The organism is Streptomyces sp. NPDC091376 (genome assembly GCF_044757085.1).
GTDB lineage: Bacteria > Actinomycetota > Actinomycetes > Streptomycetales > Streptomycetaceae > Streptomyces > Streptomyces pratisoli.
The window spans coordinates 371690-386407 of the sequence record NZ_JBIVUF010000005.1; the positions used below are offsets into that span (position 1 = coordinate 371690).

Here is a 14718-nt window from a genome sequence, read left to right on the forward strand (position 1 = left end):
ATCGGCCTGGCTTCCTTCGCGCGGGGTACAAGGGTGCGACCTGCGTGGTGGAGGAGGCGTCATGGACAGAGAAATTGCATCCGCTGAGGCTCGTCGGAGCGACAGTCGGGAGGAGACGGAGGACGAGCGGGCCGACCGTCGCTGGCAAGAACTCGTCCAAGAGATACGGGTCACGCAGACCGGTGTGCAGATCCTGTTCGGCTTTCTGCTCACCGTCGTGTTCACGCCCGCCTTCCAGAAGCTGGGCCAAACCGACAGGACCATCTACATCGTGACGGTCGTCCTGGGGGCTCTGGCCACGGGAGCCCTCATCGGCCCTGTGGCGTTTCATCGCATCGTTTCAGGGCGGCGTATCAAGCCGCTGGTGGTCGCATGGGCGTCGCGACTCACATTCCTCGGTTTGGTGCTGCTGCTCGCCACTCTGATCTCGGCGCTGTTCCTCATCCTGCGCACGGCGACGCACGACGGCTTTGTGCCCTACCTCGTTGCCGGCGTCTTCGCCTGGTACCTCGCCTGCTGGTTCGTCCTCCCGCTCTGGGCCCGCGTTCGCTACACCTCGGCCGACTCCTCGGACACGTAGTAACAGCGTTGCGAGTCGAGTTGGGCAGAGCACAGAGTCTCCGACTCAGGTGACTAGCGTGCGCGGGTGCTGGCGTGGGTGGTGAAGCGGTATTCGACGGTGAAGGGGAGGGCGTCGAGGTCGAGTGCTCGTCGCAGCCGGGGCAGCCCGTGGGTGTTGAGGCGGTGGTTGATGGTGGTCGGATCACCGCCTTGTTCGGTGCTGATCACTATGGCAAGGGTGGGATTCCGGCGGGTTCCGGTGAGGGTGGCGCGGGCGTGGTGGACGCCTGGGTAGGTGGTGACTTCGGTGAGGAAGGGGGCGGTGGCAGTGTTGGCGGCCAGTTCGGTGATGCCCTCTTCGGGGTTGTGCTCGAGATGCCACGTGCGGGTTCTGGGGCGGCGGGCAAGTTGTGCGGCGAGCCAGCGCAGGATGAGCAGTCCCAGAATGACGGCGGTGGCGGCGGTCACCCACAGCGTCCAGGTGGGCGGGTCGGCGGTGGCGGGAATGAGTGGGACGCCTGAATCGAGGAAGCCGAGTCGGCCGAAGTGAGCCGCCACGGCGAAGAAGCCCGAGCCGAGCAGGAGGAGGCCGAAGACGGCCAGCAGGGCGCGGTTGAGGCGGGCCGGGCGGTTGAGGCTGGTCATGGCGCGCTCCTGGTGGCACGGAGCTTGATCTTCGTTGCCGGACGGGTGAGTGGGGTGACCTCGTCGAGGCGCTGGTCGAGTGCGCCGCGGACAGCATGCGTGAGTCCCGCGGTGTTGGTCCGGTCGGTGCGAATGCGGGCGGTGATCGTACGGCGTCCCAGTTTCAGCTTTGCTCTGGTGACCCCGTCGACACTTGCCGCGGTGTTCTGCAGGGCGCGGCGCAGGCTTCGCCTGGTGACGCCGGCGTCCACGTCACCGGTGAGCGGCAGGACGGTCGGTTTCCCCGGCAGCAACGCCGCGAGCAGCAGCACGAAACCGAGGAGGACAGCTGCGGCACCCGCGCCGAGGACGGCGGTGTCGTTCCAGTGGAGGCTGTGCAGGGTGTCGGTGACCGAGCGGTAGCTGACGAGGGGCTGCCGGCCGATGATCAGCTGAATGGCGACGATTGCGGTCAGGACGCACGCGGTGAGCAGGACCAGCGCGGTGAGAGTGGCGGGAATGGTGCGGCGGGGTCGGCGTTTCACAGGACTCTCCTGGTGGAGGAGTCGGGGGGACGCGGCGCGGTGACGGTGATGTCCACGCGGGTCACGGTCAGGCCGGTGAGGTCCGCAACCCGGCGCACCAGGTGTGCGCGGGCGTCCTCGGTGGCGTGGGCGACGGATTCCGGATAGACGACGGACAGGCGGACGTCGAGCGCCACGTCCGCCGAGTCGTCACTGACTTTCGCGGTGACGCGGGCAGGGTCTTCCGGGCGTTGCCCAGGGACCGATATGCCGAGCACCCGGCCGACGGTTCCGCCGATGTGCTCGACTTCGGTCAACACCCGGGCGGCGATGCGTTCGACGGTGCGGTCGGAGACGGTTGTGCGGCCGCGTCGCGCCGTTCCGGTCTCGGCCTCGACCGATGTGGCCGCGAGGGTCCCGGACTCAGCCGATGTGGCGGTCGCGGTGTCCATGGAAGTCGTCCCTGTCGCGGCCGGTGAGCTGGGCGAGGTCGAGTTTGCCGTCGAGGTAACGCCCCACCAGCAGCCCGACCGTTCCGAGAACGAGGACGATGAGGAAAGCGTCGAAACCACCGAACGCGGCGGCGAGGCCGAGTACGAGACCTGTCAGCAGCCCCATCTGAGTGGACGTCATGTCGGATTCTCCTTGGTGCCGGGCGGTGCCGGGCGGTGCCGTGCCCTGCCGTGCGGCTGTGAGCCGGTCCGTGTCCGGCGGTTACTGCACGCGGTCGCCAGTCCCCTGGTCGCCATCACCGTCTTCACTGGGAATGTGGACATCATTGACATTGATGTTGACCTCGACGACTTCCAGGCCGGTCATCTGCTCAACGGCGTCGATGACGTTGTTCCGGACCTCCTGGGCCAGATCGGGGATGGACACGCCGTACTCGACCAGCATCTGCAGGTCGACTGCCGCCTGCTTCTGACCGACCTCGACGGAGACACCCTGTCCCGCGCTGGCGGAGGCTCCGGGGATACGTCCCTTGACCGCGCCGAACGCACGCGCCGCTCCGCCGCCCAGCTCGTACACGCCGGGCACCTCGCGGGCGGCGATCCCGGAGATCTTCTGGACGACGACGTCGGCGATGGCAGTGCTGCCCTGCCCGGATGCTTGTGCAGTGGAGGCCTCTGGTGCGCCGGCGGCGCTCTTGGCCGAGTCACCTGCGGCGAAAGCGGAGTGCTCGGCGCTGTTCGCGGTGGCGGGATTCGTCATGGCGCTCTCCTCGGTTCCCTGGTCCGGACGAGGCAGCTCCGCGCTCGTCACACCTGAAGGACCCGTGCCAAGGGAGAACGTCATGGCTCTCTCAGGTATCGGCCTCGCCGGCGGGATCGAAAGGCGTGAAGGCGGCGGCATCGATGTCGGTGACGACCAGGCGCAGCCGGGCGTCCTTCCACGGGGTGCCCCTGACGGCCATGTGTACGGCGGCCTCGGCTTCGCGAAGGACGGGAGGCAGCGGGAGGGTCAGGGCGACGACTCGGATCTCAATGAATCCGTGGTTGATGGCCACGGCCAAGGAGTCGAGGTTCCACGGCACGCGCGAGCCGATGTGGGTGGTTGAGGGCGTTGCCGGGCGCAAGCCGGGGACCTTGCCCAGGGCGGACAGGAGCGAGCGGGTCATCTCTGTTCGCGGTGTCACCACACACCGGTCCCGTCCGTGTCCATGCCTGTGTCTGTGTCTGTGTCAGTGTCCACGTCCATGATCGACACCATGACGGCCTGCGGGGTGAGACCGGTGGCATCGGCGACAGCACGCGTGACCTCACGCTGAACGGCTCGTGCCACCGCCGCAGCCTGGTGCCCACCGGCGGTGACCAGGTCGACGGACACGCGCGATATCGATGGCACGATCGATGGCATGACTGAGCGGCGCTCGGCCGTGACTCTCACGCCCTCGGTCGCGGCCGGGGCAAGGCCCTTGATCTTCTGGCGTGTTGATCGGCCCACGTGGGAGGCGAGCCCGGTCAAGCCGGGTTCGAGGCGCACGACCCCCGGGACACCGACGGCGGCTCGAGCGGCGACGGCGGCGATCACGGGCTCGGCGATGACCCACTGGAAGCGGGGAGCCCGGGCCCTGTCGTCCGGCACGGTCGTTGTCATGGCGAGCACCGTGTCCTTGTGCTGCAGTCTCTCTCAACGGTCTGCTGCCCGATCGCGGCGGTGTCATGCGTCGTAGTCGTAGAGGTCCTCCACGGTCAGATCCAGACGCACCAGGGTGATCCCGAACCGCGCCGCAGCGGCTGCCCGTACCCGCTCGCGCACCTCGTCGACAGCGTTGACGGAGAACCTGCCGTAAGCCACCGCGAGGCTCATCGCCACCTCCATCGCGCCGCCGGTCTCGGTGACGGCGATCCGGCAGCGGCGAGCGCGTACACCGTCGACGGAATCGGCGGCGCGTCGCAGCACCGCAGCGACCACTTGCTCGCTGATGCGCACGCCGCCCGGCTCCGTGCTGGGCAGCGGGAGCATGTGGTGACGGCGGACCTCCGCGCGTACCGCGGACATGATGCGGCCGGTCAGGCCCAGCGGAGGCCCGGTCTCCTGCGATGCCAGCTCGCCGGTCACCGCCCGAAGCACCATCAGGCTCTCCCGAGTCGCAGAGCAGTACTCGCAGGTGAGCTGATGGTCGTCAGCCACGTCGCCATCCGTCGGACCGAGCCGCTCCCACACCGTCTCGACATCGCGGCCGCACGGCAGCACGTGGCTCCGGGCGTCGCTCATCTCCATGGGGACATCGCCTCCGCCAACTGCGCTCGAGCGCGCGCTATGCGTCCGCGCACCGCCGTCTGAGTCGTGCCTGTGGCCCCGGCGATGTCTTCGTAGGAGAGCCCGTGTACCTCGCGCAACAGCCAGCAGGCACGCTGTTCGGGCGTCAGCCGGGCGAGCGCCTCTGCGAGCGCGATCAACTGTTCGCTGACCTGCGCCGCCCGCTCGGGCGAGCCCGCTGCATCGATGGATTCGCGACGGTCCAGGTCAGCTTCCGTGACAGGCCTGCGTGCCCGGATGACGTTCAGACACCGATTGGTCGTCGTCCGGTAGAGCCAGCTCACGAAAGCTGTGCCGTCCCGCAACTGCCCCAGGCGTCGCCAGGCGATCAGGAACACCTCCTGCACCACGTCCTCGGCGTCGCCCCGGCTCGCGAGCATATGCAGTGCCAAGCGGTACATCGGCCCCTGGTAGCGGCGCACCAGCACCTCGAAGGCCCGTACGTCGCCGTCGCGGGCCCGGACCACCAAAGTGGCATCGTCCAGTGCCACCTCCGGGGCGGGGGAGGCGGGATGGGAACCGACACCGGCAGGCGATGTCACCTGCACAACCTTCCTGCGCCGGGCATGCTCTCGGGCCTTTCTCCCGGATCAGCTGGAACACCGGTCTCCCGGATCTGCTGCAACACCGGCCGAACCGCACCGGGCAGTAGTAGGACACGACTGCCGCGTCATCGTCATGACACTCGGCAGCGGACGCGGATCGGTGGGGCCGTTCACAGCGTGACGGAGCGGCACCGGGCCGTGACGCTGACCGCTGTGCGGGGGAGGTGACGCCGACGCACCCTGCCGACTGCCCTGACGGCCCTCTCTTCTCGCAGGTCCCCGCCCTTCCGCGGGGCAAACCCGGGCCTCGCTCCGACCAGGCCGTGAGCCCTCAGGGCCGGGCTCGTCCTCGGAGTGCTCGCTGCGGCACTCCGAGGACGACGCGGCCGACCGTACGAGGCGGTGAGGCGGTGTACTGAAGCTTTCGCCGCCGCGGTGCTCGGTGATCGCCCCGGCTCTGCCTCAGAGGTTGAACGTCGCTACCACTGCCAGATGATCCGAGGGCCAGTTGCTTCCGCCGCCCCAGGTGCGCGCGCTCGTCGCGTCGAGGGACCCGCCGCGGTAGAGGATGAAGTCGATCCGGTCCTGCGGTTCGGGCCGGCCCTGGTTCGACTTCACCACGGGGGACCAGGTGTTGCCGGGCACCGCCGCCTCGTCGGGATTGACCTCGCGGTACGCGTCCCAGTACCCGGCGTCCGCGAAGAGCTTGGTGGCCGGCCACTGCACCACGGAGTTGCAGTGCACGGACTTGGTGTCCGCCGTCCAGTCGAGGTGTGAGGGGGTGTTGAGATCACCGGCGACGATGGCGGGACTGGAACCGGCCCAGCTGAGGATCTCCTGGGCCTGCTTCTTGCGGTTGGCCTCGTCGGCGTAGATCGTCTCGTAGCTGTCGTTGTCGAAACAGGCGTTGTACGGGCCGTACTTCGTGTAGTCGAGATGTGCCGAGTAGATCCAGATGCCCTTGATCTTGACGGCGACGGTGCCGTTGCCGCTCGACGTCCAGTCCTCTCCCTCGAAGGGCAGGCGGCTGATGATGTCGACGTGGGTCCCGGTGTCCGTGGCGTACCAGCCGAGTTTCGCGGCGATCTGCCGAGTGGAGTCGCCCGAGTACTCCTGCAGCGAGACGACGTCCGCCCCGGCCCTGGTGATCTCGCCGGCGATCTTGTTGACGCCGTCGGTGACCTGGGTGCCACCGTGCCAGGTGTTGAAGCTCATCACGGTCAGGGTGTCGGCTGCGAGTGCGGTGGGTGTGGCGGGTGCGGGGCCGGCGACACCGAGGGTGAGTGCGGCGGCAAGGGCGAGTCCGGCCGCGCGGCGGCGTAATTTCATGTCCATGCCACGGTGGTACCCGGCTGCGGTGTGGTGCAGGAAGCGTCGCGGTGAAGATCCAAAGCGCACACGTTCATCGGGCCTGCACGACTCCGATCGCGCGGTGGAGGGCCCGCGTCGCAGATGCGCCCTCACCCGGGCGAGCAGCGTCTGCCGCCAGGCGAAACGTCGGCCGACTGGTGTGGCCGGCGAGCGAGGGTGGGGTCTACGCACTCGCCCCGCGAGTGACCTGTCCGCGGGTGCGCGCGTATGGGGTCGAAGTGGCGTGTTCGCTGCGTTTGCCGCTATGTGGCGATGCTCGATGCCGTGTGCGGAGGCACGTGCTCCGGTGTGGTGCGGCCGCGTCGCGGCGTACTTTCGTCCGGATCCCGCTGTGCGCAGAGGTGCCTGCGCGAGCCGGGCGACCTGGCGCACCGGCACCGGCGCTTCGCAATCCGACGAGCTGAAGTCACGCCGACCGCAGTCACGGCGACCGCCTGTTGAACCCGCAGTTCGGGCGCGGCCTCGTGACGGTCCCGGCCTCGTGACGGTCCCGGCCTCGTCATGGTCCCGGCCCAAGGCTGAACCGCAATCAGCCGGCCCGGCTGCGCGCCCGGCGTCACGACCCATGGGCCTCGGCCGCGAATGCGCGACAGCTCAGCATGCGGGCCTGCCGGTCGCGACGCTGAGGACCGGCTTCCTCACGTGCCCTGGTTTGTGCCGATATCATGCGGAAGGTCGCACATGACTACCGGTGTGGCCTTGGGACGCTCTGGCCCCACGGGGGGTGTGCTGTGGGATCTCCGACCGATCGCTGGCCGGGACTGATCGATACCGACGGCGAAGCCGTCGGCTGGCAGTTCCAGCAGCCCGGCCTGGCATCGAGGGCTGTTCCGTTCGCGGCGGTCGCCGTGGTGGCCACGGTCAGTGTGCTGGTGCCGGACGCCGGCTTCCCGTCCTGGCTGGAGTACATGGTGAGCGTCGCACTTCTGCTCGGGTGCGCCGGAGCCTTTCTTCTGCCGTGGCCGCGCCTGCCGGTGTGGACCCCGGTTCTGGTGCCGCTGCTCTACACCGGTTCCGTCCTGGCGCTGATCCTGGCATCAGGCGTGTCCTCCGGCGTGGGACTTGTGCTGCTGGTCCCGCTGCTCTGGTCCGTGCTCTTCCACCACTGGTGGGAGTCGGCTTGCGTGGTGGTGGCGGTGGTGGCCGCCCAGACGGTGTCGTCCGTCCTTCAGGCGGCGCCCGGTGCCGTGGTCGCCAGGCGCATGGTGCTCTGGAGCGCCCTCAGCGTGCTGATCGCAGTGGCCGTTCATGGCCTGCGGGACCGTATCAAAGGCTCGATGGTGGCCAACGCGGCGCTGCAGGCCGAGGTTTCTCAGGCCCGGGACAGGGACCGTATCGCCGCAGATCTCCGCGAGAGCGTGGTGCGGAAGATCTTCGACGCCGGGCTGGCCCTGCACGGCGCCGCGGCGATGATCGGCGAGGGGCCCGCGCAGAAGCGACTGATGCACGGCGTGGCCGAACTCGACGAGGCGATCCGGGCGATGCGTGAGAGCGTGTTCGCTCTGGGGCGCAACGCCGACTCCGGCGTCGACACCGCCGAGAAGCCCGAACCTCACGAACACTGACGACCCTGTCAGGGAGTTCGTGCCGGACTCTCCGGTCGGACTCAGCCACACGCGAACCGCTCGAACGCGCCGTACAGGGCCGCGCTCATGGCTGGGCTGCCCTTGTGTCCTGAGTCGTCGACGAGCACGAGCTCCGCACCGGGCCAGGCCTTGGAGAGTTCCCAGGCCGTGTCGGGCGGCCCGCTCATGTCCAGCCGGCCGTGGATCAGGATGCCGGGGATGCCGGCCAGACGCTTGGCGTCGCGGATCAAGCGGCCCTCCTCCAGCCAGCCCGCGTGGGCGAAGTAGTGCGAGCAGATACGCACGAATGCCAGCATGTCCCGGGACGGCCTGTCCCCGTACGGGTTCGGCTTGCCGTACGGCTCTGCCGACAGGACCGCGTCCTCCCAGGCGCACCAGTCGGCCGCAGCCTTGGCGCGGACATCCGGGTCCGGGTTCTCCATCAGCCGCGCGTACGCCCTAACGAGGTCGCCGTCGCGGTCCGCCGCGGGTACTCCGTCGCGGAATCGCTCCCATGCCTCGGGGAAGAACCGGGCCACGCCCCGGTAGAGCCAGTCGATTTCGTAGCGCCGGGTACTGGTGACGTCGACGAGAACGATCTCGGATACGCGCTCCGGATACCGCTCGGCGTACGCGAGGCTGAGCGTGGAACCCCATGAGCCGCCGAAGAGGAGCCACCGTTCGACGCCGAGGTGGTCGCGCAGCTGCTCCATGTCGGCGATCAGGTGCTCCGTGGTGTTGAGCTCCATGTCGGTGGCAGGGTCGCTCGCGTGGGGCGTGCTACGGCCGCATCCGCGCTGGTCGAAGAGGATGATCCGGTAGCGCTCCGGGTCGAAGGACTTGCGCGGCCCCGCCGAGCAGCCCGAACCGGGACCGCCGTGGACGACGAGGGCGGGTTTGCCGTCCGGGTTGCCGCAGGTCTCCCAGTAGACGAGGTTTCCATCGCCGGTGTCGAGCATTCCGTGGTCGTAGGGTTCGATCGGCGGGTACGGGGCGGCCAAGGTCTGACTCTCCTTCGTCGAATCGACAAGCTGCACACCCTACGCGCCGTCACGACAGGCTGCTTGGCTTTCGACCGCATCCGGGATCAATCCCTATGGAGCCGGCGGGCATCTTTGACGCGTCGGAACTGCGCGGTGAGCGACTCCCAGTGGGACAACGGCGTTGCCGCTGACCTGGCGCCCCGACGCCCCGAATAGACGGCGCCGGTTCAGATCCGCCCTCGGCTACGAGGAAATCGGCCCGTCGCAGGCACTGCGGCGGGCCGCGCCGGGCCCGGGCCGGAAGGCCCAGATCCATCAACGGACGGCCAGGGGCGTGTCATCCGCCCGCGACCTCCTCGACCTCCTCGACCTCCTCGACCTCCCAGCGCAGCAGGTCGCCCGGCTGGCATTCGAGCACCTCGCAGAGCGCGGCGAGCGTCGCGAATCGCACCGCCTTGGCACGGCCGTTCTTGAGCACCGCCAGGTTGGCGGGCGTGATCCCGACGCGGTCTGCGAGCTCGCCCACGGACATCTTCCGCCTGGCCAGCATCACGTCGATGTCGACGGTGATCGGCATCAGATCACCTCGTCCAACTCGGCCTGCATCTTCGACGCTTCGGCGTCGCGAGCGACGGCCTGGGCGAGCAGCATCCGCAGCACGAGCACCATGAGCGCGACCCCCAGGATGGCCACGCCGACCCCACCCATGATGACGGTGACGCCCGGGTCGTCCCGCTGGCCCGGAGCGTTGATGGCGGTGACCGTGAACCACACGAGGGCAGCCGCCACGATCGCGCCGATCACGATGTCCACGTACCGGAACGCGGTGTGGGAGAACACGGTTCCGCGTCGCACCATCGTCACCAGCCGCCATACGCAGACCAGGGCGACCTGGACCGTCACCATGCCCAGGATCGTGATCACGCGTAGCGGGGTCAGCGGGAGCGATCCGTCCTCCGGGTCGTTCCCGCTGACCAGCGCCCACATCATCCCTGCCTGTACGAACACGGTGCCGGCGAGCACCACCACGAGCACGGCGCGCAGCGCACCCACTGTCAGCTTTCCCACGGTCCGTCCTTCCATCGATTCACGATGGGAATCTATCGAATATCGATATGCCAAGCAAGTGCTGAGACGGAGGATGAGCGGCGGTTTCGCGCCGTGGCGGGACGCCGCCCCACGACAGTCGGCGCCACCACTGCATGTGTACGGGGTGCCATGGGGGGCACGCGCAAACTCGTGCCCCGCCCGCGGGTGATGTGTCCCGCAGCGCGTCGCTCAAGGGAAAGACGGGGCATGGACGTTACGGAAACGGTGAAGGGGGACGCATGAGCAAGATGAAGTTGAAGAGGCAGGGGAAGGTACCGCTCGTCTACAAGCCGGTCGGTTTCGCCCTGAGCTGGGGCGGTGGCACGCTCGCCGGGATCGCGTTCCAGAAGGCGTGGAAGGTACTGCGGAACGAGGACAACGCGCCCGACGCGTTGGACAGGGACAGGGGCTGGGCCGAGATCCTGCTGGCGGCCGCCGCGCAGGGCGCCGTATTCGCCGTCGTCCGCAGCGTGGTGGACCGGTCCGGGGCCGTCGTTGTGCATCGTGCGACGGGTGTGTGGCCCAGCGGAGACAACACCGGCAGGGACTGAGCCGGGCTCCGCCTCGTCGGCCCGCTGACCTGGCGGCGTCGCCTGCCCGCATGACCCGCCGGATTCCTTCACCTGCTGGGTGCGCCGGGCCGCGCGCGGTGGTGGAGCTCCCGTGCCGTTCGGATCCGAGGGGCTCTCTTTCGGCGTTTCGGATGGATGAAGGGACGGCTCAGGAGTGGGCGAGCGCCCAGTCAAGGGCGTAGTCGGCGATCTCCTGCCAGCCGTCCTGGACGGGCATCAGGTGGGAGCGGCCGGGAAACGCCTTGACCTCGGTCGTGGTGCTCTCCGCCTTGTAGAGCTTGGCGTTGGACTTCTGGACCTTGGGTGGCATGAGGTGGTCGTGCTCACCGGAGAGGAACAGCAGGGGCGCTCGGTCGGCGTTGCGGAAGTCCACGTACGTGTCAGTGCGGCCGGGGCGAAGGTTGGCCTGCGCGCTGCTCCAGACGATGCTGCCCGGTGCGGGGATGTGGTAGCGCTCATACGTGGCGCGGGCCTGGTCCTCGGGGAACGTGTTCGCGAAGGCGTAGCGCCATTGGCCGAGGTCCAGCCCGACGGCGCGGTGCCGGTTTGCCGGGTTCTTGAGCACGGGGAAGAGGGACCGGATCTGGGACAGCGGTACGGCCAGCACGCCCTCGGCGGGCGCGGAATTGATCACCACTCCGGCGGCGCCGAGGCCGCGATCCAGGAGGATCTGGGTGAAGACGCCGCCGGCGGAGTGTCCCATCACTATGGGCGGCTGGTTCAGTCCCGTGATCAGCTTCTCGAGGCTGGAGATGATCGCCGGAACGGTCACGGTCTCGATCGGGGCCGGGTCGGCGTGGAGGGCCTCGACCTCCACCTCGAATCCGGGGTACGACGGCGCGATGACACGGAAGCCCCTGCTCTCGTAGTGGGCGATCCAGCCCTCCCAGGCGCGCGGCGTCACCCAGAAGCCGTGGACGAGGACGATGGTGTCGGGTTGCATCGGTGTGCTCCTTGGTAGGGGGCCGTTGGTCGGTCATGTGCGTCGAAGGACGAGGCCAGGCACGACGTCATCGCCGGGTGCGACGGGTGCGCCGGCGGGGAGAGGTTGTCCGCAGCTGGGATGACCTACCTAAAGGGCGGCTCTTCCGCACGCCCCACTTCTGAGGCCGGTCACCCTCTCGACTCCGCCGAAGGGTGGCGGCGGCCATTGGTCGAAGCCAGGCAAGGCAGGCAGGGCAGGCCAACGAAGGACACGTCGCCGGCATTCGGCGGCTGGACGGATTCGTCGACGTTGTGCCGCCGAGGCCGGTCCGCCTCGGCCGTAGCCGGTGCGGAAGGGGCCTGGCCTGATCTCCTTGCCGGGTCTGCCGTGAGTCTCCACCACCTCTCTGGCCCGGCGTTTCGATCTCGACTGTTAGACCGAGAAGATTCGGGGATTGTGACACCCGGGCCAAGAGATTGCCTCTGAGGCAAACTGTGCCGGCCCCGGTCGGAGACCCCGGCCGGAGACCCCGGCCGCCGACCTGGACCCAGCTGTGGCACGTGGCATGTGGTCGAGGCGGCCGGCTTGAGCGTGCAGCCGGTCGGGGTGGACGCTGCCGTGCTCGCCCCACCGGTCAGCGCATGGCGAGCCGCTCCAGCAGGGCAGCGCTCCGGCGCCGGCAACGCCCGCTCCTCATCTGTGAGTTCGGCCTCGATGGCCTGCGCGAGCCAACCGCCCCTTCGGCCGCACTCCGCTTCGAGCGCGGTCCGGCCGGCGTCCGACAGCTCGACCACCGACTTGCGGCAGTCCGTGGGGTGGCGCGGCCGACACCGCTGTGTCACAGTTCCCGGCGCATGCAGGCCCGCGACCACCGCTCCAGGCCGTGTGCCGCTTCGCGCCGACGGATCTCCCGCAGACCAGGGGTGTGCCTGCTGTCGTCCAGGAGCCGGAATCCCAAGCGCGCGTAGTAGGGAGCGTTCCACGGGACCTCAGTGAACGTGGTGAGCGTCAGCGCGGGCACTCTCTCGCTCCTGGCCTCGGTGGCCAGATGGTCCAGCAGCAACCGTCCGATGCCGCGGCGAGCGCTGTCCGGGTGCACCGATACCTGCTCGACGTGGAGGTTGCCGTCGACGCGGTCGGCGATCAGGTAGGCGACCGGAGTGTCGGCGTCGTCGGCCGCGACCCAGGCCAGCCCGGCGTGGTGGTAGCTGGCGAGCTCGCCGAGCGTGAGTGGCTCGTCGTCGGCGATCTCCGGCATGCCGATGTCTCGGAAGCACTGCCCGGCGGCCCTCTCGATGTCCTGGAGGGCAGGCAGTTCATCGATGTGCACGGATCGGATACGCATGGATGCATTGTCCAAGTCCAGCCCGATGTCGCCACCGAGTTAAGTGTCCCGTGACGGCGGTCCGCTGACGGTGGCGTGCTCCCTGCGTACCTGCATCGGGCGGGTGGCCCCACGCGGTGTTGACGCCAGATGCCACTTGCAGCCCGCACGGCGTTCCCGGTCCAGCCCGGAAAGTCTGGTTCCTGCTGCCCGCTGGGCTCTTGAAAGTAACTTGACGAAGCGGTGGACATGATGAGGGGCTGCTGGGCAACGAGCGTGATGTGATACGCATCGGGCTGGTCGCCTTCACCCTGCTTGCGGCCTTCATGGCGGGCGTCGCCTCCGTGGGCATCTCGCCCTGGTGGTGGATCGCCGCTGTACCGTTCGCAGCGCTGGGCGCGCTGGGTGCGTGGGACCTGCTGCAGCGCCGGCACTCGGTGCTGCGCAACTATCCCGTCATCGGACACGCCCGCTTCCTTCTGGAGAAGATCCGTCCTGAGCTCCAGCAGTACTTCGTCGAGCGGAACTTCGACGGCCGCCCCTTCGACCGGGACGTGCGCAGCATCGTCTACGAGCGGGCGAAGGGCACCGATGCCGAACAGCCGTACGGCACGGAGCGGGACGTCTACCAGCCCGGCTACGAGTTCCTGGTGCCGTCGATGGCGCCCTGCGCCGTTCCCGCGTCACAGCCCAGGGTGCGGATCGGCGGCCCTGACTGCACCCGTCCGTACGACATGGCGCTGCTGAACGTGTCGGCGATGAGCTTCGGGTCACTGTCGGCGAACGCGATCCTCGCCCTCAACGGGGGAGCCGCCGCCGGGAGGTTCGCCCATGACACCGGCGAGGGTGGCCTGTCGGAGTACCACCTCAAGCCCGGCGGTGACCTGGTCTGGGAGATCGGCACAGGGTACTTCGGCTGCCGGACCGAGGAGGGTGGCTTTGACGCCGGTGAATTCGCTGCCAAGGCCGCGCACGAGCACGTGAAGTGCGTGAACCTGAAACTCTCGCAGGGCGCGAAGCCGGGCATGGGCGGAGTACTGCCGGGAGCGAAGGTCAATGCCGAGATCGCCCGCGTGCGGGACGTGCCCGTGGGTCGGACGGTGATCTCACCGCCGTACCACCGCGTGTTCTCCACGCCCCGCGAACTCGTCCGCTTCATCGCCCGGCTACGGGAACTGTCCGGCGGCAAGCCGACCGGCTTCAAACTGTGCGTGGGTTCACGCCGTCAGTTCCTCGCCGTGTGCAAGGCAATGCTGGAGGAGGGGACGGGACCCGACTTCGTGGTCGTGGACGGAGCCGAGGGCGGGACCGGGGCGGCGCCCCTGGAGTTCGCCGATCACGTGGGCGCCCCGCTCACCGAGGGGTTGCTCACCGTGCACAACGCTCTCGTCGGTGCGGGTCTGCGGGACCGCGTCGGGTGGGCGCGAGCGGCAAGATCGCCACCGGCACCGACCTGGTCAAATGCATGGTTCAGGGCGCCGACTACGCGAACGCCGCGCGGGCGATGATGTTCGCCGTGGGTTGCATTCAGGCCCAGCGGTGTCATACCAACACCTGCCCGACCGGTGTCACCACGCAGGACCCCCGGCGTGCCCGGGCGCTCGACGTCGGCGACAAGACGGTGCGCGTGCGGCGCCTGCAGGAGGCGACGGTGGCGAGCGCTCTGCAGATCATGGCGTCCATGGGGGGCACTGATCCCGCACGGTTGCGTCCCCACATGCTCCACCGGCGCATCGACCCCTACACCGAGCGCTCCTGCGCAGAGCTCTACGAGTGGCTGCTGCCCGGGCAGTTGCTCGCTGAGCCGCCCGTCTCCTGGGCGGCCGACTGGAACGCCGCCGACCCCGACCGCTTCACCGTGTGACCCCTGGA

The 14718-nt window shown here is 68.8% G+C and carries 20 protein-coding genes and 1 pseudogene; 5 read left to right on the plus strand and 16 right to left on the minus strand.

The annotated features are described in order from the left end of the window. The first annotated feature begins 61 nt into the window (after positions 1–61). Entirely contained in the window at positions 62–580 is a 519-nt protein-coding gene (locus ACIQMR_RS13840) for a DUF6328 family protein (protein WP_401385617.1), read from the plus strand. A 53-nt stretch (positions 581–633) separates the two neighbouring features. On the opposite strand, the gene ACIQMR_RS13845 is transcribed toward ACIQMR_RS13840, so the two are convergent. From ACIQMR_RS13845 to ACIQMR_RS13890, 10 genes are all read right to left on the minus strand, one after another. Next, positions 634–1206 carry a hypothetical protein gene (locus ACIQMR_RS13845; protein ID WP_401385618.1) on the minus strand — a complete coding sequence of 191 codons (573 nt, stop codon included), beginning with the start codon at positions 1204–1206 and terminating at the stop codon, positions 634–636. Further along, positions 1203–1730, minus strand: coding sequence for a DUF6286 domain-containing protein (locus tag ACIQMR_RS13850; protein ID WP_401385619.1), 528 nt, complete (start codon positions 1728–1730; stop codon positions 1203–1205). The genes ACIQMR_RS13845 and ACIQMR_RS13850 overlap by 4 nt, the downstream gene beginning before the upstream one ends. Beyond that, entirely contained in the window at positions 1727–2161 is a 435-nt protein-coding gene (locus tag ACIQMR_RS13855) for an Asp23/Gls24 family envelope stress response protein (RefSeq protein WP_401385620.1), read from the minus strand. Before ACIQMR_RS13855 ends, ACIQMR_RS13850 begins: the two co-directional genes overlap by 4 nt. Further along, positions 2133–2342 carry a hypothetical protein gene (locus ACIQMR_RS13860; protein ID WP_401385621.1) on the minus strand — a complete coding sequence of 70 codons (210 nt, stop codon included), beginning with the start codon at positions 2340–2342 and terminating at the stop codon, positions 2133–2135. The genes ACIQMR_RS13855 and ACIQMR_RS13860 overlap by 29 nt, the downstream gene beginning before the upstream one ends. Before the next feature lie 81 nt (positions 2343–2423). Beyond that, positions 2424–2921, minus strand: coding sequence for an Asp23/Gls24 family envelope stress response protein (locus ACIQMR_RS13865; protein ID WP_401385622.1), 498 nt, complete (start codon positions 2919–2921; stop codon positions 2424–2426). Between the two features lie 91 nt (positions 2922–3012). Continuing rightward, on the minus strand, positions 3013–3327 hold the full coding sequence (locus tag ACIQMR_RS13870; RefSeq protein WP_401385623.1) for a hypothetical protein: 315 nt from the start codon (positions 3325–3327) through the stop codon (positions 3013–3015). 14 nt (positions 3328–3341) lie between these two features. Next, the gene (locus tag ACIQMR_RS13875; protein WP_401385624.1) at positions 3342–3806 is read right to left on the minus strand and encodes an Asp23/Gls24 family envelope stress response protein; all 465 of its coding nucleotides are present in this window, start codon (positions 3804–3806) and stop codon (positions 3342–3344) included. A gap of 63 nt (positions 3807–3869) precedes the next feature. Next, on the minus strand, positions 3870–4433 hold the full coding sequence (locus tag ACIQMR_RS13880; RefSeq protein ID WP_401385625.1) for an Asp23/Gls24 family envelope stress response protein: 564 nt from the start codon (positions 4431–4433) through the stop codon (positions 3870–3872). Further along, entirely contained in the window at positions 4424–5014 is a 591-nt protein-coding gene (locus tag ACIQMR_RS13885; protein ID WP_401385626.1) for an RNA polymerase sigma factor, read from the minus strand. The genes ACIQMR_RS13880 and ACIQMR_RS13885 overlap by 10 nt, the downstream gene beginning before the upstream one ends. A gap of 465 nt (positions 5015–5479) precedes the next feature. Further along, the gene (locus ACIQMR_RS13890) at positions 5480–6352 is read right to left on the minus strand and encodes an endonuclease/exonuclease/phosphatase family protein (RefSeq protein WP_401385627.1); all 873 of its coding nucleotides are present in this window, start codon (positions 6350–6352) and stop codon (positions 5480–5482) included. A gap of 767 nt (positions 6353–7119) precedes the next feature. Between ACIQMR_RS13890 and ACIQMR_RS13895 the strand changes: the two genes are divergently transcribed. After that, positions 7120–7953 carry a hypothetical protein gene (locus tag ACIQMR_RS13895; protein ID WP_401385628.1) on the plus strand — a complete coding sequence of 278 codons (834 nt, stop codon included), beginning with the start codon at positions 7120–7122 and terminating at the stop codon, positions 7951–7953. A 41-nt stretch (positions 7954–7994) separates the two neighbouring features. Here the strand turns inward: ACIQMR_RS13895 and pip are convergent, their stop codons facing one another. The 3 genes from pip to ACIQMR_RS13910 form a co-directional block, all read right to left on the minus strand. Continuing rightward, positions 7995–8954 carry a prolyl aminopeptidase gene (pip, locus tag ACIQMR_RS13900; protein WP_401385629.1) on the minus strand — a complete coding sequence of 320 codons (960 nt, stop codon included), beginning with the start codon at positions 8952–8954 and terminating at the stop codon, positions 7995–7997. Between the two features lie 319 nt (positions 8955–9273). Next, positions 9274–9513 (minus strand): helix-turn-helix domain-containing protein, encoded by a 240-nt coding sequence (locus tag ACIQMR_RS13905; protein WP_401385630.1) that lies wholly within the window; start codon positions 9511–9513, stop codon positions 9274–9276. Further along, a complete protein-coding gene (locus ACIQMR_RS13910; RefSeq protein WP_401385631.1) occupies positions 9513–10004 on the minus strand; it encodes a DUF2975 domain-containing protein in 492 nt (163 codons plus the stop codon). The genes ACIQMR_RS13905 and ACIQMR_RS13910 overlap by 1 nt, the downstream gene beginning before the upstream one ends. Before the next feature lie 260 nt (positions 10005–10264). On the opposite strand from ACIQMR_RS13910, the gene ACIQMR_RS13915 reads away from it, so the two are divergent. Next, entirely contained in the window at positions 10265–10576 is a 312-nt protein-coding gene (locus tag ACIQMR_RS13915) for a DUF4235 domain-containing protein (protein ID WP_401385632.1), read from the plus strand. A gap of 169 nt (positions 10577–10745) precedes the next feature. Here the strand turns inward: ACIQMR_RS13915 and ACIQMR_RS13920 are convergent, their stop codons facing one another. From ACIQMR_RS13920 to ACIQMR_RS13930, 3 genes and pseudogenes are all read right to left on the minus strand, one after another. After that, positions 10746–11540 (minus strand): alpha/beta hydrolase, encoded by a 795-nt coding sequence (locus ACIQMR_RS13920; RefSeq protein ID WP_401385633.1) that lies wholly within the window; start codon positions 11538–11540, stop codon positions 10746–10748. A 616-nt stretch (positions 11541–12156) separates the two neighbouring features. Next, positions 12157–12349: pseudogene (locus ACIQMR_RS13925) on the minus strand (MarR family transcriptional regulator); the annotation flags it as partial. A gap of 11 nt (positions 12350–12360) precedes the next feature. Then, positions 12361–12867: a GNAT family N-acetyltransferase gene (locus tag ACIQMR_RS13930; RefSeq protein ID WP_401385634.1), complete on the minus strand. Its 507-nt coding sequence runs from the start codon at positions 12865–12867 to the stop codon at positions 12361–12363. Between the two features lie 1035 nt (positions 12868–13902). Here ACIQMR_RS13930 and ACIQMR_RS13935 point away from each other — a divergent pair. After that, positions 13903–13950: a hypothetical protein gene (locus ACIQMR_RS13935; protein ID WP_401385784.1), complete on the plus strand. Its 48-nt coding sequence runs from the start codon at positions 13903–13905 to the stop codon at positions 13948–13950. A gap of 412 nt (positions 13951–14362) precedes the next feature. Next, the gene (locus ACIQMR_RS13940; RefSeq protein WP_401385635.1) at positions 14363–14710 is read left to right on the plus strand and encodes a glutamate synthase-related protein; all 348 of its coding nucleotides are present in this window, start codon (positions 14363–14365) and stop codon (positions 14708–14710) included. Positions 14711–14718: the final 8 nt, after the last annotated feature.

Bases quoted from the DNA above. Each gene is read 5' to 3' on its own strand.
- ACIQMR_RS13840 (WP_401385617.1), top strand. From the start codon at position 62: ATGGACAGAGAAATTGCATCCGCTGAGGCTCGTCGGAGCGACAGTCGG.
- ACIQMR_RS13845 (WP_401385618.1), bottom strand. From the start codon at position 1,206: ATGACCAGCCTCAACCGCCCGGCCCGCCTCAACCGCGCCCTGCTGGCC.
- ACIQMR_RS13855 (WP_401385620.1), bottom strand. From the start codon at position 2,161: ATGGACACCGCGACCGCCACATCGGCTGAGTCCGGGACCCTCGCGGCC.
- ACIQMR_RS13860 (WP_401385621.1), bottom strand. From the start codon at position 2,342: ATGACGTCCACTCAGATGGGGCTGCTGACAGGTCTCGTACTCGGCCTC.
- ACIQMR_RS13865 (WP_401385622.1), bottom strand. From the start codon at position 2,921: ATGACGAATCCCGCCACCGCGAACAGCGCCGAGCACTCCGCTTTCGCC.
- ACIQMR_RS13870 (WP_401385623.1), bottom strand. From the start codon at position 3,327: ATGACCCGCTCGCTCCTGTCCGCCCTGGGCAAGGTCCCCGGCTTGCGC.
- ACIQMR_RS13875 (WP_401385624.1), bottom strand. From the start codon at position 3,806: ATGACAACGACCGTGCCGGACGACAGGGCCCGGGCTCCCCGCTTCCAG.
- ACIQMR_RS13880 (WP_401385625.1), bottom strand. From the start codon at position 4,433: ATGGAGATGAGCGACGCCCGGAGCCACGTGCTGCCGTGCGGCCGCGAT.
- ACIQMR_RS13890 (WP_401385627.1), bottom strand. From the start codon at position 6,352: ATGGACATGAAATTACGCCGCCGCGCGGCCGGACTCGCCCTTGCCGCC.
- ACIQMR_RS13905 (WP_401385630.1), bottom strand. From the start codon at position 9,513: ATGCCGATCACCGTCGACATCGACGTGATGCTGGCCAGGCGGAAGATG.
- ACIQMR_RS13915 (WP_401385632.1), top strand. From the start codon at position 10,265: ATGAGCAAGATGAAGTTGAAGAGGCAGGGGAAGGTACCGCTCGTCTAC.
- ACIQMR_RS13920 (WP_401385633.1), bottom strand. From the start codon at position 11,540: ATGCAACCCGACACCATCGTCCTCGTCCACGGCTTCTGGGTGACGCCG.
- ACIQMR_RS13930 (WP_401385634.1), bottom strand. From the start codon at position 12,867: ATGCGTATCCGATCCGTGCACATCGATGAACTGCCTGCCCTCCAGGAC.